General features: G+C 47.1%; 15 protein-coding genes. 13 read left to right on the forward strand and 2 right to left on the reverse strand.

Translation table 11 applies throughout. From position 1 onward, the window contains the following. The first annotated feature begins 164 nt into the window (after nt 1-164). The 9 genes from ACOQOZ_RS12315 (at nt 165) to ACOQOZ_RS12355 (ending at nt 8,587) form a co-directional block, all read left to right on the forward strand. Nucleotides 165-1,607: a coniferyl aldehyde dehydrogenase gene (locus tag ACOQOZ_RS12315; RefSeq protein ID WP_420588466.1), complete on the forward strand. Its 1,443-nt coding sequence runs from the start codon at nt 165-167 to the stop codon at nt 1,605-1,607. A gap of 63 nt (nt 1,608-1,670) precedes the next feature. Next, a complete protein-coding gene (locus ACOQOZ_RS12320; protein WP_420588467.1) occupies nt 1,671-2,213 on the forward strand; it encodes a hypothetical protein in 543 nt (180 codons plus the stop codon). A 50-nt stretch (nt 2,214-2,263) separates the two neighbouring features. After that, entirely contained in the window at nt 2,264-3,907 is a 1,644-nt protein-coding gene (locus tag ACOQOZ_RS12325) for a GMC family oxidoreductase N-terminal domain-containing protein (RefSeq protein WP_420588468.1), read from the forward strand. A 339-nt stretch (nt 3,908-4,246) separates the two neighbouring features. Further along, nucleotides 4,247-5,128, forward strand: coding sequence for a hypothetical protein (locus ACOQOZ_RS12330; RefSeq protein ID WP_420588469.1), 882 nt, complete (start codon nt 4,247-4,249; stop codon nt 5,126-5,128). An 88-nt stretch (nt 5,129-5,216) separates the two neighbouring features. Further along, the gene (locus ACOQOZ_RS12335; RefSeq protein WP_420588470.1) at nt 5,217-6,008 is read left to right on the forward strand and encodes a hypothetical protein; all 792 of its coding nucleotides are present in this window, start codon (nt 5,217-5,219) and stop codon (nt 6,006-6,008) included. 13 nt (nt 6,009-6,021) lie between these two features. Beyond that, complete coding sequence (locus ACOQOZ_RS12340) at nt 6,022-6,423, forward strand: hypothetical protein (RefSeq protein WP_420588471.1); 402 nt, start codon at nt 6,022-6,024, stop codon at nt 6,421-6,423. Nucleotides 6,424-6,467: 44 nt separating this feature from the next. Then, nucleotides 6,468-7,133: an RNA polymerase sigma factor gene (locus ACOQOZ_RS12345; RefSeq protein ID WP_420588472.1), complete on the forward strand. Its 666-nt coding sequence runs from the start codon at nt 6,468-6,470 to the stop codon at nt 7,131-7,133. Beyond that, nucleotides 7,126-7,515, forward strand: a complete 390-nt coding sequence (locus ACOQOZ_RS12350; RefSeq protein WP_420588473.1) for a VOC family protein — start codon at nt 7,126-7,128, stop codon at nt 7,513-7,515. The genes ACOQOZ_RS12345 and ACOQOZ_RS12350 overlap by 8 nt, the downstream gene beginning before the upstream one ends. A gap of 313 nt (nt 7,516-7,828) precedes the next feature. Then, entirely contained in the window at nt 7,829-8,587 is a 759-nt protein-coding gene (locus ACOQOZ_RS12355; protein WP_420588474.1) for a hypothetical protein, read from the forward strand. Nucleotides 8,588-8,646: 59 nt separating this feature from the next. Here the strand turns inward: ACOQOZ_RS12355 and ACOQOZ_RS12360 are convergent, their stop codons facing one another. After that, nucleotides 8,647-9,573, reverse strand: a complete 927-nt coding sequence (locus ACOQOZ_RS12360; protein ID WP_420588475.1) for a LysR family transcriptional regulator — start codon at nt 9,571-9,573, stop codon at nt 8,647-8,649. A gap of 139 nt (nt 9,574-9,712) precedes the next feature. Between ACOQOZ_RS12360 and ACOQOZ_RS12365 the strand changes: the two genes are divergently transcribed. The 4 genes from ACOQOZ_RS12365 to ACOQOZ_RS12380 all read left to right on the forward strand — a co-directional run bounded on the left by ACOQOZ_RS12365 (nt 9,713) and on the right by ACOQOZ_RS12380 (nt 14,063). Then, a complete protein-coding gene (locus tag ACOQOZ_RS12365) occupies nt 9,713-10,675 on the forward strand; it encodes an NADP-dependent oxidoreductase (protein ID WP_420588476.1) in 963 nt (320 codons plus the stop codon). Nucleotides 10,676-10,816: 141 nt separating this feature from the next. Continuing rightward, nucleotides 10,817-11,272 carry a carboxymuconolactone decarboxylase family protein gene (locus ACOQOZ_RS12370; protein WP_420588477.1) on the forward strand — a complete coding sequence of 152 codons (456 nt, stop codon included), beginning with the start codon at nt 10,817-10,819 and terminating at the stop codon, nt 11,270-11,272. 171 nt (nt 11,273-11,443) lie between these two features. Further along, entirely contained in the window at nt 11,444-12,271 is an 828-nt protein-coding gene (locus ACOQOZ_RS12375; RefSeq protein WP_420588478.1) for a helix-turn-helix domain-containing protein, read from the forward strand. An 88-nt stretch (nt 12,272-12,359) separates the two neighbouring features. Continuing rightward, entirely contained in the window at nt 12,360-14,063 is a 1,704-nt protein-coding gene (locus ACOQOZ_RS12380) for a hypothetical protein (protein WP_420588479.1), read from the forward strand. 13 nt (nt 14,064-14,076) lie between these two features. Here the strand turns inward: ACOQOZ_RS12380 and ACOQOZ_RS12385 are convergent, their stop codons facing one another. Then, entirely contained in the window at nt 14,077-14,973 is an 897-nt protein-coding gene (locus ACOQOZ_RS12385; RefSeq protein ID WP_420588480.1) for a LysR family transcriptional regulator, read from the reverse strand. Nucleotides 14,974-15,048: the final 75 nt, after the last annotated feature.

Here is a 15,048-nt window from a genome sequence, read left to right on the forward strand (position 1 = left end):
CATTTGCCGCTACCAGGGCGTTTGATTCGGCCAATTTACCTTCTTATACGGCCAGAAGCACGTTTGCCTGTTGACGTTTTAGAGTAATAACTCTAATAATGCAAACTGCAATGCTCAATGTTAGACCAAAGACAATAAAAAATGCGCTAGCCAGGGAGCTCGATATGGTTGCTACAGTTACTGATATCCACGAGGCACACGCCGAACTGGAACGTTTACACACCTTATTCCGCCAGCAAAAGCAGGCTTTTCGTAAGGATCCAATGCCCAGTGCCGAACGCCGCATTGAGCAGCTGGATCAGTTGCGTATGGCCCTGTTGAAACATCAGGACAACCTGGCAGAAGCCGTAAATGCCGATTTCAGCTGTCGTTCCCGCGACGAAACCAAAGTTGCGGAGATCTTAACCACTATCGAGAGCATCAAATACGCTAAGGCGCGCATCCGCAACTGGATGAAGCCGGAAAAACGCCACGTTGGCATGTTACACGCACCGTCGTCTAACCAACTGATTTACCAGCCACTGGGCGTGATCGGCATTATGGTGCCGTGGAATTACCCGATTCAGCTGGCATTGATTCCGTTAATGACAGCGTTGGCAGCGGGCAACCGCGCCATGATCAAAATGTCGGAATTCACCCCAAAAATCAACGTCGCGCTAAAAGCCATGCTGGCTGAGGTGTTCGACGAAACTCAGGTAGCACTGATTGAAGGTGAAGTAGAGGTTTCATCGGCTTTTTCCGAACAGGCCTGGGATCATCTGATTTTTACCGGCTCCACCGCCGTTGGCAAAATCGTGATGGCCGCGGCAGCGAAAAATCTGACGCCGGTAACGCTGGAGCTGGGTGGTAAATCTCCCACCATTATTGCCCCAGACATGAATATGCAGGATGCGGTTGAACGCATTGCTTTTGGTAAGTCGCTCAATGCCGGCCAGACCTGTATTGCGCCGGACTACATCCTGCTGCCGGAAGGTAAACAACAGGAATTTATCGATACTTACCAGGCCAAATTTGCCCAGATGTACCCAAGCGTGCGTGACAATGACGATTACACCGCCATTGTGAATGAACGCCAGCACGAACGGTTACAGGCCTGGGTAAAAGATGCCGAAGAAAAAGGCGCCAGAATTACCGTGGTCAATCCGAAAAACGAAACGTTTTCCGATACCCGCAAGATGCCGCTGCACATCGTCGAAAATGGTACCGACAATATGAAGGTGCTGCAGGAAGAACTGTTCGGCCCGATTCTGCCAATCGTGACCTACAAGTCGCTGGATGAAGCGATTGATTATATTAATGATCGCGATCGTCCGTTAGCGCTGTACCTGTTCAGTTACGACCAAACCATTCAGGAAAAAATCCTCAGCCATACCCACGCTGGCGGTGTATCCATCAACGATACACTGATGCATATCGCCCAGGACGATATGCCATTTGGTGGTGTGGGCCCTTCCGGAATGGGCCATTATCATGGCAAAGAAGGTTTTATCGCGTTGTCGAAAGCCAAAGCGGTACATAAAAAAGGCAAGTACAACAGTGGGAAATTTATTTACCCACCGTATGGCACCGCCATACAAAAAATGATTTATAAAATATTTGTTCGTTAATTTTTTATGCAGCAGACAGTGTCTGCTGCGTTCAGATAAAAACTGCTTGTAAAGGCAATAATAATGACACCAAACGTTTCACGCCGTGGTTTTATGAAACTCAGCGCCGCCGCATTATCGGCCGGCTCCAGTGTGGCACTGATGACGGGTTGTTCACGCCAACCGGATAACGACCTGGGATTAACCTTTCTCACCAAAGACGATGCCGAATTTATTCAGGCCATTGCTCCGGTAATTTTAAATAAAAGTTTTCCGGCTTCGCTCAGCCAGGAAGAAGCCAATGTACGCCTGGTGAAAGCCGTCGATGCTTTGATTAATACCCTGGGCGAATATTCCAAAGCTCAGCTGGCACAGCTGTTTACCATTATGAGTTCTGCTCCGCTGCGTTTAGTGGTTGGTGCTCCGGTCGGTGGCTGGCAAGACGCGTCTGCGGAAGATATTGAATCTTTCCTCGATGCCTGGAAAAACAGCATGATGGGCATTAAAAACATGGGTTATGCCTCGTTATGCAAAATCGTTTGCATGTGCTGGTACTCGCAGCCGGAGTCATTCCCGATGTCTGGTTATCCGGGGCCGCCTAAGAAAATTCCAATGCCAGTTGCGTGAGCTAACGCTGCGAAGAAGCTGTTCATAAAAGAATTACAGAGATAAGCAAGATGACTGAAAGAACACCTCCAATTCCAATGGTCGCAGGCATTAGTGATCCTATGCTGGAAGGGATTGCCGACGGCTGGAAAGTACACGACGCTGCCGACTTAAAAGACGGCAGCCTGTTAGAAGCCGACGTTATTATTATTGGTACCGGTGCCGGTGGTGGCACCAGTGCAGAAATCCTGGCTGAAGCTGGCTTTAAAGTTTTAATGCTGGAAGAAGGCCCGCTGCGCTCCACCAACGATTTTAAAATGGACGAGCGTGAAGCCTACCGCGACCTGTATCAGGAAAGCGCTGGTCGTATGAGTAAAGACGGCGCCATGTCGATTCTGCAGGGCCGCTGCGTGGGTGGCACCACGGTAATTAACTGGACTTCCTCTTTCCGTACTCCTGATGAAACCCTGACCTACTGGGGCGAACAATTCGGCACGGAAGGTTTCAGCCCGGAAGAAATGGCACCCTGGTTTGAGCGAATGGAAAAACGTTTAAACGTGGCCGACTGGCAGGTTCCGCCAAACCCGAATAACGCCGTATTAAGCGAAGGCGCCACCAAGCTGGGCGTCGACTGGAAAGTGATTCCACGTAACGTCGCAGGCTGCTGGAACCTGGGTTATTGCGGTACCGGTTGTCCAACTAATGCTAAACAGTCCATGCTGGTCACCACCATTCCCGGTGCATTAAAAAATAAATCAGAACTGGTGTATTCCGCCCGCGCTGAAAAATTATTGTTCGATGGTAAAAAAGTTGCTGGTGTGGAAATTACTGCACTGGGTAACGATAAAAACCCGACTGGTTCTAAATTAGTTGCTCGCGCGCCACACGTAATTATGGCCTGTGGCGGTATTAACGGCCCGGCACTATTAATGCGTTCAGACGCACCGGATCCGAAAAACCGTGTGGGCAAACGTACCTTCCTGCATCCGGTAGCGTTTAACTTCGCGAAGTTCGATAAAACCATTGATCCGTATTATGGCGCACCACAGTCAATTTATTCCGACGAATATCAGTGGGAAACCGTTGATGGCCCGGTAGGCTATAAATTAGAAGTACCACCACTGCAGCCGGGCCTGGCTTCTGTGTTAATGCTGGGCCACGGTGCACGTCACTTCGAGGATATGCAGGACCTGCCGAATACCCACTCCATGATTGCGCTGCTGCGTGATGGCTTTAACGAAGAAAGCCAGGGTGGTGAAATTGAACTGGCTTCCGACGGTTCGCCAGTGGTTAATTACGAAGTGAACGATTATTTATGGGACGGCTTCCAACGCGCCTTCCTGAAAATGGCTGAAATTGAGTTTGCTGCCGGTGCAAAAGCAGTTCGTGCTTCTCACCTGGATTCTCCGTGGTTCACCAGCTGGGAAGAAGCCAAAGAAGGTATTCCGAAACTGGAATTCCGCCTTAACGCCTTTACCGCAGGCTCTGCCCACGTGATGGGTGGTTTGTGTATGGGTGAAGACCTGGAAACCTGTGTGGTCAACTCCGAAGGTAAATACCACTACCTGGATAACCTGTGGGTGTTTGATGGCTCCGCCTTCCCAACCAGTATTGGTGCTAACCCGCAGCTGTCTGTGTATGGTTTGGCCTGTAAACAGGCAAATGGTTTGGTTGAGAAGCTGAGAGCTGAGCGAGCAGCGGCTAAGCAGGCTTAATAACACTCAACCTGAAGTTAAAAAGCCGCTGATAACCTGAAGTGAAATTCCGGTTTTCAGCGGCTTTTTTGTGTCTTATGACCTAGCCACAGCAATTGAATACGCGTTCATAATCCGCTTTGGCACTTGCCCGCCCTATCTGTTGGTGATAATTTAAACACCAATAGAATCAACAAGTTGTAGCCGAAAAGTGTGCATACACACTTTTCTGGAAGGGAATGATCTTGCTAAGGAAGGTTTCAGAATGAAATCAGTTAGTTACTACCGAAAGCTTAAATTACTCTCGCCAAGATATCAGGCACGCACACGAATAAGCTGTTATAAGTCTCAGAGGGAACTATGACCACTACATACTATGAGCACGATTTTGATAATCTTATTTTGATGTACGACGAAGTCTGTAATTGGTTTAGTGGGTTAGGATTTGAATATTCCAAAAACAGATATGGTATTTATAAGAGATTTTTTCAAAAGTTTATTGACCTAGCAGAAGGAAAAATAGTTGAAGATGACCTTCTTGGCTTTAAGAGGTCCTTTGATAATGCATATATTGAAGTAAATGAAATAATTAGAATTAAAAACTGTCTAAGCAATATTGAAGTATCGGAGTTTCTTGATCAGGTTAAAAAAATAACTTCAGGGCAAGAGTTCAGAGGGAATACTGACAACGACCAAGCGAGAGACTTTCTCTTCGAGTTATCTATTGCTAGTAGGTTTATTCAAGCAGGTTACTCCGTAACTCTCAATGGAATTTGTGATGTTGTAGTTGATTTGGTTGATGATGGAATGCTTTTTGTTGAGTGCAAGCGAGTTAAGTCTGAAGCCCAGATAGAGAAGAATGTAAAAAAAGCTAACAAACAAGTTTTGAAAAGAATTAGCTCAGAAAAATCAAGCAAAGTTCATGGGTTGGTGGCGGTGAACATCACTGATTTACTACCTAAAACAAATATGCTTTATCCTGACTCACAATCCGCAGCGACAGCAATCCATAGAGGTGTCTCAAACAATTATGTGAAAGCTAGGTTAGATCGGTTTAGTGCGGGGTCGAAAAATAAGTGTTTTGGTATAATGGTTGAAAGCCAAATTATGAACTATTTATCGGATAAAGCATTGAAAAATGGATTTATTTATTCTAGGCATACAGAGTATTTGCCGTACACTGAAAACTCTATATTTAAGCGGTTGGCTCCAAAGCTCAGCAATCAAGATATAATAAGGTAACTTATAACAAAGCATTGCAGCGGACAAGCCGCTAAATGCGGCGTTAGGCGCATCTTACCTCACATCAACATCATAATAAGGAAATAAATTGAAACTTCGCAGAATAGCAAATGAAAAGCCAATAGAAATCCTCTCATCGATCCTTATGATTTTCGCCGGTGTGTACCTTAGTAGTGCAAACCAAGGTGAGAGCTTGACTCTTGTAATTGGAAATGCGCTATCTGCGTTCGGAGGAGCCTTGCTGTCATATGCGACTGTTAGCCTTACTTCAAAAGATACAGCAGCTGAAATGCTAAGCCCACAACTTTCAGCTATCGCACGACAGTTAGTGACAGTTTCTGGACAAATAAGTAAAGCAGTTCACGATGCACGAACTGGAACATTGTCAGAGTCGGTAGCACTTGAAATGATAAGTCAAGCTGCGCGAATCATGTATGCCTCAGTTAATGAAATTCATGTTGTATTAAACCAGCGCGTAGAATCTCAAGAGCTGCTGGAAACTGCACAAAAAGTAGAGGATCTTGCTAGTCAATTAGCCGGTGGTAACGGAACCAATGAGAAAGAAGTTGAAAACGAGTTAATTGATGCGATTGCAGACTTACAGTCCCAAGTTAAAGCAATCGCACCTTCTCAAAACTCTTCGTCAAAAAGCACAAATAATAAAAATAAAGTTATTCCTAAAACTGCACCAGAAGACTTAGAGCTTATCTACATTGAATGTCCAGATTGCCGAGAAAATACTCCTATAAAAATTGGTAAGCCATATGGAGCCTCAGCTATGCCTAATTGTTCAGAGTGCGGTACGAGATTCCATGCTCACCGGAAAAAGGACGGCTCTGTCTTGTCTAAGCTTCAGGGTCAAAGCGAAACCCTCGCCTAGCAAGTAAATCCAGGTGACGCCTACGAATAACTTGAAGCATCTAAGCATTGCAACATTAATCAATGGAACACTTGGTGTTCTTATATGGTTGATTTATGCATGGACCAAATTTGGTTTATTTTGGTCTTCAGAGACACCTCAAGTATGGCTGGTAGGCCTGCTCATAGTGGGGATCTTTATATCAGTGGTTTGCTATCCGATATTTAGATTCTATGGCAAAGAGCTATCAGCCATTAGCTTATCTCTACTTGGTGCCAGCTTAGGTGCGATGTCCGTCTTGGCATTTTTTGTAGCCGCTACAAATTACCCTGTAAATTTCGAATATATGATAGCCAGGGCTTGGTTGTACTACATGATTTTTTCAATTATTGGTGGTATCTATGGCTATATGTACTTTGTTCATAAAAATTCATAACCAGCCAATCGCTCATCACCAAATCACAGGTGCACGAAGCCACTATGAGACAGAATCACAACCCGTCATACACCAAACTGCTCCTCTACGCCCGCAAAGTCGCCCGCCATATTGATGAAGCAGAAGACCTGCTGCAGGCCATATTACTGGCAGCGGTTGAGGCCGGTCGCACCGATCTGTCCTGCACTGACAATCGCCGCTGGCTTTTCGGTGCCTTAAGAAAGCGCGCAGCATTCGATGCACGGTCAGCCGTAAGGCGACAAAAGCGCGAAGCGTCTTCCACCCTCACTCCCCCCGAAGAATCGACAGAGCAGCCACAAGCCGACCGGGAAGAACCAGCCTCTGAGTTTATTCAGACTCTGCCCCCCAGCCTTCGTAGCGCTGCCCTGCTGGCGTTAGCCGGGCATACCAAGGCAGAGATTGCCTGGCTATTACGCATATCAGACACAGCCTTACGACAACGTATTGCCCAGATTAAGCGCCGCTGGCGCCAGTTCGATGGCAAACACGTTACCGGGCTTTCGAACTTAAAAGGCGAGCTGGCCTTCGGACAAATAAGGCAAGCATTGCTCCAAATGGCCCGTTCCAGCAATGCAATACTGGCCAGCCACGATCCAGATGGACATCTTTTTGTTGTAAGCTCACAAAACGACCTCTCGCGGCAACGTAAGGGAGTAACAACCAACAAAGAGGAACTAAGGAATGTTTAATAACAGTAAAATCGGCGCCATTTGCTACTACGTCAACGATGTGGATAAGACTGAGGCGTTCTACCGTGATGCGCTTGGACTGGATGTGCAGAGAATGGAAGATGACGGCAGCGGCAACGACTGGCTCTTAGCAAAAACCGGGAATGACATTGAGCTGCTGTTTTTCCAGCAGGAATCGCGGCCTGGCAACTCCCCTATCATCGTTTTTGACCTTCCAGAAGGTGGCATTGATGATACGGTAAGCGCGCTGGCGGAAAAGGGCGTCACCATTGTTACTCCGGTTAGCCATGCACCGGGCGGATGGTCTGCTGAAATTGCCGACCCGGACAACCATCAGATATCCATGTATCAGTCGGATGAACTGCCACGTAAGGCTCCGTAAATCCGGATAGCACTGATACAACCGTGTTGATCACGCCGGTTAATTTGAAGCTGCAGGAATGTGGTTCAGATTAATCGGCATTGTTAATTACAACACGATAAATAATATTTCTTAATTTTTTATAAAATACGTACCCAGATAAATAAACGACTGAAAAACCATATAACAATTATCAAATAAGCTATTTTAATTAGCCCTGATTTGTCCGCTTTATAACACTGCTTCCACACCATAATTCCCTTATACTCCCCGCTCTCACCACCTCATTAAAATAACGTCTGTCACAGACACGTATCAGGGACTTACGAGTACGATGTTAAAACACTGCAAATCATTACTATTATGCGCCACTTTATTACTCACCGGCTGTGTTGATGGCTTCGAAAAACACTTAAAAGATGCCATCGAGCTGTATAGAGAACGCAAACACCAATACGCTGAACAAACCGACGGCGCTACCGATGCTTTATTCCGCAAGCTGATCACCACCGAAACGCTGTTATTACCGGTAGCTGCGACCTTCGACGCCCGTGCAATTCCACACGTAAAGAAAGGCGTTATGATCATCGCTAACGATTTTGTACCGATGGAAGATAACCTGGGTTTTGATTACCCGATGGCTGCGGCGGATGTATTTTCAGATGAATTACAAACTCAGGCACAACAGATTCTGTCGGAACTAAATGCCACTGACAGCAGTGATGCCTTTGCTATGACAGAAGCGGTTAATACCGCACTGCTGGATATCGATGAGTTTGAGCGTTACCACAATGTCTATCTGCCAATGACCAAACACTTAGTGGAATCATTAGGTTTTGGTGCCTTACACAGCCTGTATTACCGCTGTGAAAGCGCAGGTAAAACCTATCGCCTGGGCCAGGATTTAATGAAGTTACAGGCAGTGGCTATTAAGTTAGGTAACCCGCTGTCGTACGATGTGGAAGCCAATCAGTTCCACCAGCAAGGTGTTGGTATTCTGGTGAATGACTTACCACATATCCCTTTCCTGAAAGAATACGATCGTTACAAAATGCTGGATGAAGCTCGCTTAACAGACTGTTTAGCCGAATAATCGAATCGCCCTCTCACTCAAAGTGGGAGGGCGTTTAATGTCGATAAAAATAAATACGGCTATAAACGCTCCAACCCTTGCCGATAACCTTTATCCAAATTGCTCAACAGCTCACGCAACACATCCCGTAACCAGGCCAGTCCCGGATCTCGCTGATGACGAGTATGCCAGGCAATAGAAATCGGTGCCGGAGCCATAGGTAAAGGTAATGCTTTCGCGACCAATTCACCGCGTTCAATAGATTTACAGGCAATTGAATACGGCATCACCGCTATCAGGTTACTCTCCCGTAGAATTTCCAGTGCTCCGGAAAAACTGTTAACCGTCATCGCAATACGGCGTTGTTTATTTTGCTTCGCTAACAGACTGTCCATCATGCCCTGGGGATCGCCGGATAAAGACACCAATAAATGGTCCTGCTGAATAAAACGATTTAACGTCAGATTCTGGCTCGCCAGTTCATGATCCGGCCGCATAATACAAGCAAAGTGGTTATCAAAAACCAGTTCGCTGTGAATCTGTTTATTACGCCCCGGATAATAATCCATCACCAAATCAACGTTAGCAGTTAATAGCAACTCCTCCCCGTCAGCCTTATAAGGCACAGCATAAATATCAATACCGGGCGCGTGCCGCTCAATATATTGTCGCAGCGGTAACCATAAGATGCCCGACATGCCATCAGTCAAGGCAATACGAAACTGACGGCGCGCCTGTTGTGGTACAAATTCCACTGGCGCCATCGCCTGCTGAATCTCGGCAATCGGATTATTAATCTGTTGCCATAATTGCTCAGCGTAGGGTGTTGGTTTTACTCCCCTGCCGTCTTTTACAAAAAGCGGATCACGCCACTGATGACGCATACGCGACAAAGCATTGGAAACGGAAGGCTGGGTCATCGCCAGTTGCTCAGCAGCAGCGGTGATGGATTGTTCTTTCATGATGGCATCAAAGATAACAATCAGGTTGAGGTCGGTTCTCGACATATCAGAAAGCGGTATCAGTATTTTTAATACATCATATTTATCAATGCTTTTTATATCAAACATCAATTAGATGTATCTATCAGTATCATCGACACTAGCTCCATCACTTAGCCAAGACCTACTTTAAGGATGGAAACTCATGACAACCACAATGACTGATAACACTGAAATGAAGGCCGCATTTATTAACAGCTACGGCAGCGACACCGAGCTGACCATTGGCCACTTAGCTATACCTCAAATCAAACCGGATCAGGTACTGATTAAAGTAGCGGCGGCCGGGGTAAACCCGGTGGATTTTCACGTACGTAACGGCATGATGGCAGATTCAGGAGCCCACCAGCTGCCACTGGTATTAGGCTGGGACGCTGCCGGAGAGATCGTCCGTTGTGGCAGCCAGGTACAACAATTTAATAACGGTGATCCGGTGTTTGTATTTGCACCAATTGACCAACAAGGCACACAGGCGCAATACCTGGCGGTCGATGCCAATCTGGTTGTCGCAAAGCCAAAAACACTATCGGTGAATGAAAGTGCCGCCGTCCCCCTGGCCGCAACAACGGCCTACCAGGGATTAAAAAATGATGCCCAGCTGAAACCTGGTCAAACGGTACTTATTCTCGGAGGCTCGGGTGGTGTTGGTGGATTTGCCATTCAGATCGCTAAAGCCATGGGCGCCAGGGTGATCGCCACCACCTCTGAACGGAATATGGATTACGTAAAACGTTTAGGTGCCGACCAGGTTATTAATTATCAGCAACAGCAATTTGATGACGTGGTTTCTGAACCGGATGTGGTATTTATCACCACCACGGGTGGCCATGCTGTAGAGCGTGCTCTGGCGATGACGAAAAAAGGCGGTTTTGTTGTATCGACGTTGGATGAAACCGATCAGCCAACCATCGATAACTCCGGCGTTCATTTCAGCCGCATGTGGGTGCAACCTAACGCCGACGACTTAACCGCCATTCGCGCACTGATTGATGCGGGAAAAATTCAGGTAACGCTGGATTCCGTATATCCATTAGCCCAGGCCAACAATGCCATTAAACGCAGTGAAAGTGCCCGGGCCGTAGGAAAAATTATTATCACCATCGATTAATATCAAAGTTCTGCGGTAAAACCTGAAGAAATAAAAACCGGGTAGGTCGAAAATATTCAATACCCGGTTTTTAACCTCACGTACTGTGTACCCAACGTCTCATTAAGAGAAAAGAAACAAAGACAAACAAGGATATACAGTATGACAACACGAGCTAACTACTTCGCCCTGAGCGCTAAAGCGATGGAACTGTTGCTGGAACAGGAGAACTACCTGCGCCAACAATTCGGTGTTTCACAAACCGTTCCTGTCAGTACCTGGGAGTTGGTTAAATTGCGGGTATCGCAGATCAACCAATGCGCTTTCTGCATCGATATGCATGCCACTCAGGCACAAGAACAAGGAGAAAGTGCAGAGCGTATTATTGGCTTAAGCGCCTGGCGGGACATGCCGATGTACACGGAAACCGAGCGGGTTGCTCTGGCCTGGGCCGAACATCTGACATCAGGTCAGGCGGTTGATGATCAGCGCTATAACGAAGTCAGCGCAGTACTGGGTGACCAGGCAATGGTTGATTTAACGTTGGCGATTAACGCAATTAACAGCTGGAACCGAGTGGCTAAAACTTTTAAACCAGCCATCGGCTCTTATAAATAGCGTTTGATAAATAGGTTGTTACCAATAGACTCTTACAAGGACTGGGGCAGGCTGTTACAAACAATAAGTCAGTACGTTATAACAACGACGAGACTTAACCTGGCACTCCCAGAAGTAGCACTCCCGAAAACCGCACTACGTGGAAATAACCAAACATGGAAACAACAATCCGTGAATTCTGCCTTTGATTTACAGCTGTCCCACCCTGCGGGACAGCTGGCCAATGTCGTTCAGGGAATCTGGTCAGCCTCTGCCTGTGCCAGCGAAGCGGTGGAAAAAACATTATTCGCCGATGCTGGCAGTGGTATCGCTTTTATTCTGGCGGGTGATGTTCTGGTGGATGGCGAGCCGTTACCACAGGGTGTGATCATGCTGCCTATTAATAAACAGGCCGACCGTCTGGTGATGAAACCCGGTTCGATTCTGGCCGGTTTCCGTTTTCATCCGGCCATGGGTTATAAAATTCTTGGCCGCCATTATGAAGAGTTAACCCTGCTATCACGCAACGATGATGACCCATACCAGCTGTATGAGTTATTCGATTGTTTGCAGCAGGAAGTTAATTTCGACCCTGGTTCTGGATCTGATTCTGTTTCCGACAATGCCAGCCAAAACGATTCGGCGATGATTCAAAACCGGCAACGGCTAAAACAGCTGTACCAGTGGGCTGAGCACACTCTGATAACTGAGAACGAAACTCCGGATTCTATTCAGCAGGTATTAGCCATTATTGATGACGCCGAAGCACTCGCCGAATTAAGCGACAAAATCGGACTGAGTCAGCGTCAGATTGAGCGTTTGTTTAAAACCCGTCTGGGTATGACGGCAAAGAACTATCAACGCATTATCCGTATTCGCAAAGCCATCAATTTTATTCAGGAAAATAAGCAGATGCCATTAGTCGATGTTGCTGCAGAGCTGGGCTTCAGTGATCAGGCTCATATGACCCGTGAGTTTAAAACCATCGCCCGGATCACCCCGGGGAAGCTGGCGCCATAAATTACGAAATGAGCATTACTAACAAAACTATAAAGATATCCTGAAGCCAGCCGATAACCGGGAGATACGGCTTCAATGGATGATCACAATGAAAGTGCCTCCTTTTCTTCCGGCAGCTAATGTACTTTCGCGTCAGAGCACGGATGCCCTGACGCAGCTGCAATCCAGCAATATCAAACTGAGCCCTGTCAGCCAGCCGCTTGCCCCGGCAGAAGGCGTCCGGTCAGAAGGTATTAGCGTGCAGCTGGGCCAGGCAAACAATCCTCCTCCGAGAGTCGTATTCGAACCGCCAGTTGCTGTCCGTGCTTCTTCCATCAGTAACAGCGAACACCAGACCCGCACCAGCGCAGGTTTCCAGCAACAGCTGGATGACTTCAGCTTCAGCCTGAGAGAGAAGAATCGTTTTAACAGCGCCGGTAAACGATTTGGCGAACTGCTGAACAGTGGCGAGAAGTCCTACGATCAGGAGATGCGTCGTTATCAGTATTACACCGACAAAACCCGCGCCAATCAGCCGGTCGATTTCAGTGAGTTTTCGATATCAGAAGAGCGCCGTACGCAGAATTTTGATCTCAGCCTCACCACCCGTTCCGGTGCCAAAATCTCCTTTCAGCTGCAGAGCTTTTCCGGCGTTGGTAAAAACCCCGATACCGTGCTGTTTGAATCGGATGAGATGACCCTCACTACCCCTGGTCAATTCGCCAGTTTTAACCGCACCGAAGTCAGTTTTAATATCGAAGGTGAACTCACCGAGGAAGAACAAAAACAGCTGCAGCAATTTTCCGAAAAACTGGAGGCATTTGCTTCCGGTTATTTAAATCAGGGAAAACCCTCATTAAAAGATCTCAACCTGTCGGAGTTCGACAGTATCAGCAAGCTGTCGGTAACCGGTAACGGTGGCGGCCAGGCAGACTTAAAGCTGGAATACAATAACAGCGACGAAGTGCGTGAAATCCGCTTCAGCTTTGACGGCAATGATGCCGAACTGACGCTGGATAAAACCAATCCGCTCAGTTATCAACAGCAAGGCAAACAACAGGCGATCGAACATTATCTGGATTTACTCGATCAGAGCGCTAAAAAAGCCAAAGCCGATGATATGCAGCAAAGCATGATGAAGGATGTGTTGGCGGCTGGTTTCGAATTCAGCCAGGCGGAATTAAATCTGGCGCAACAAGCGCGACAGCAGCAGACTCAACAACGAAACCAACAACCAAATCTGCAACAAGGTAATGCATTAAACAATGAAGAGCTGAACCAGAATCGCTTGTTTGTTCCATTACCAGACTTTGAATTCCGTTTTTCCAGCCGCAAAGATCAACTCCCCACCGACGTTATTTCCTTACAGGAACGTGGCTTTGATCTGAGCCTGTCGCTGCAGACACAAAAACAGCAGGACAACGGCAAGGTATCAATTCAACAAAAACAAAGTTTTGAATTGAGTGGCAGCTATACCGAATTGCCTAACGAAGATGGCATCAATTTCCGCCGTACCAGTTTCGATATCAAGTCGAGCAATATTATATATACCGAAAGCGAACAAGGTGAGCTGCTCAGCGCCATGGTCGAAAAACAGCAATCTCAGCGTGAGACGGTTGAAGATTTTAATTTCGACACTCTGATCAGTACCGAGAAGGAGGAAAGCGAATCGGCCAGTGTGGAGAATCTGATTCAGGCTTCGCTTGCAGATACCAACATCGCTCCGGGGCTATTAGGAAGTACCCTGCCACTTTCCAGCGAGCGCATGCAGCAGCAACTGCTCGACGCGGTATTAATTGAGGTAGATATTTAAAAATCAATTTTGTTCATAGATTATCCCAATAAGGATCATCACCAAAAAACTCAACAAAATAATCGATAAAAGCCCGTACCTTAGGTGCCAGCTGGCGAGTGCTGGGATACACCGCCCAGATCGCAGTATCCGAAATTAACGGCGTATCTTTTAATATTTGTTTCAGCTCACCGGACTTTAATTGCTGATGGGCAATCCAGGTCGAATTAATGGTGATTCCCAATCCCTGAATACAGGCATCACGCACGGCTTCTCCGTTATCAGCCCGAAAACGTCCTTTCACTTTCAGCGACACATCGCCATTGGCGGTTTTAAATTGCCAGTGATCCAGTCCGGTTAAGGTTACGCACTGATGCAGGCTCAGTTCCAGCGGCGACTGGGGTTCACCAAATTCCGCGATATATTCCGGTGACGCGCAGACGATACGTTTGTCCGTCGCTAATTTGCGGGCAATTAAACTGGAGTTTTTTAATTCGGCATTACGAATCGCAATATCAAACCCACCTTCGACCATATCAACAATGCTGTCGGAAAAGCGGCAATCGACATGTAATTTCGGATAGGCCTGCATAAAGCCTTTCATCGCTGGCATCAGATGCAAACGCCCGAAGGAAGCCGGTGCAGTAATACGTAAGGTGCCGGACGGAGTGCTTTCTCCGGCACCGACGGAAGCTTCCGCCGCTTCAACACTGGCGAGCACATCTTCAGCATGGGGCAAAAAAGCGACGCCCTCTTCCGTCAGCGATACCTTGCGGGTGGTGCGATGCACCAGACGAACACCGAGGCTTTCTTCCAGCTTATTGATGTGGTTGCTGGCCACTGCCGCCGACAACCCAAGCGCCTGCCCGGCCTGGCTGATGTTTTGGGTAGCCGCGATGCGCACAAACAAACGCAGATGATCGAGATTCATAACGGCCTGGCCTCTCACAAATCAATTATCAATATTTTATAGATAGTTATTCAATATTAGCGAATATTATCAATC

It is taken from the genome of Bacterioplanoides sp., assembly GCF_965219715.1.
Classification (GTDB): domain Bacteria; phylum Pseudomonadota; class Gammaproteobacteria; order Pseudomonadales; family Oceanobacteraceae; genus Bacterioplanoides.

Excerpts from the sequence above, each read along its gene's own strand:
- ACOQOZ_RS12315 (WP_420588466.1), top strand. The coding sequence starts at position 165 with ATGGTTGCTACAGTTACTGATATCCACGAGGCACACGCCGAACTGGAA.
- ACOQOZ_RS12320 (WP_420588467.1), top strand. The coding sequence starts at position 1,671 with ATGACACCAAACGTTTCACGCCGTGGTTTTATGAAACTCAGCGCCGCC.
- ACOQOZ_RS12325 (WP_420588468.1), top strand. The coding sequence starts at position 2,264 with ATGACTGAAAGAACACCTCCAATTCCAATGGTCGCAGGCATTAGTGAT.
- ACOQOZ_RS12330 (WP_420588469.1), top strand. The coding sequence starts at position 4,247 with ATGACCACTACATACTATGAGCACGATTTTGATAATCTTATTTTGATG.
- ACOQOZ_RS12345 (WP_420588472.1), top strand. The coding sequence starts at position 6,468 with ATGAGACAGAATCACAACCCGTCATACACCAAACTGCTCCTCTACGCC.
- ACOQOZ_RS12350 (WP_420588473.1), top strand. The coding sequence starts at position 7,126 with ATGTTTAATAACAGTAAAATCGGCGCCATTTGCTACTACGTCAACGAT.
- ACOQOZ_RS12355 (WP_420588474.1), top strand. The coding sequence starts at position 7,829 with ATGTTAAAACACTGCAAATCATTACTATTATGCGCCACTTTATTACTC.
- ACOQOZ_RS12360 (WP_420588475.1), bottom strand. The coding sequence starts at position 9,573 with ATGTCGAGAACCGACCTCAACCTGATTGTTATCTTTGATGCCATCATG.
- ACOQOZ_RS12365 (WP_420588476.1), top strand. The coding sequence starts at position 9,713 with ATGACAACCACAATGACTGATAACACTGAAATGAAGGCCGCATTTATT.
- ACOQOZ_RS12370 (WP_420588477.1), top strand. The coding sequence starts at position 10,817 with ATGACAACACGAGCTAACTACTTCGCCCTGAGCGCTAAAGCGATGGAA.
- ACOQOZ_RS12380 (WP_420588479.1), top strand. The coding sequence starts at position 12,360 with ATGAAAGTGCCTCCTTTTCTTCCGGCAGCTAATGTACTTTCGCGTCAG.
- ACOQOZ_RS12385 (WP_420588480.1), bottom strand. The coding sequence starts at position 14,973 with ATGAATCTCGATCATCTGCGTTTGTTTGTGCGCATCGCGGCTACCCAA.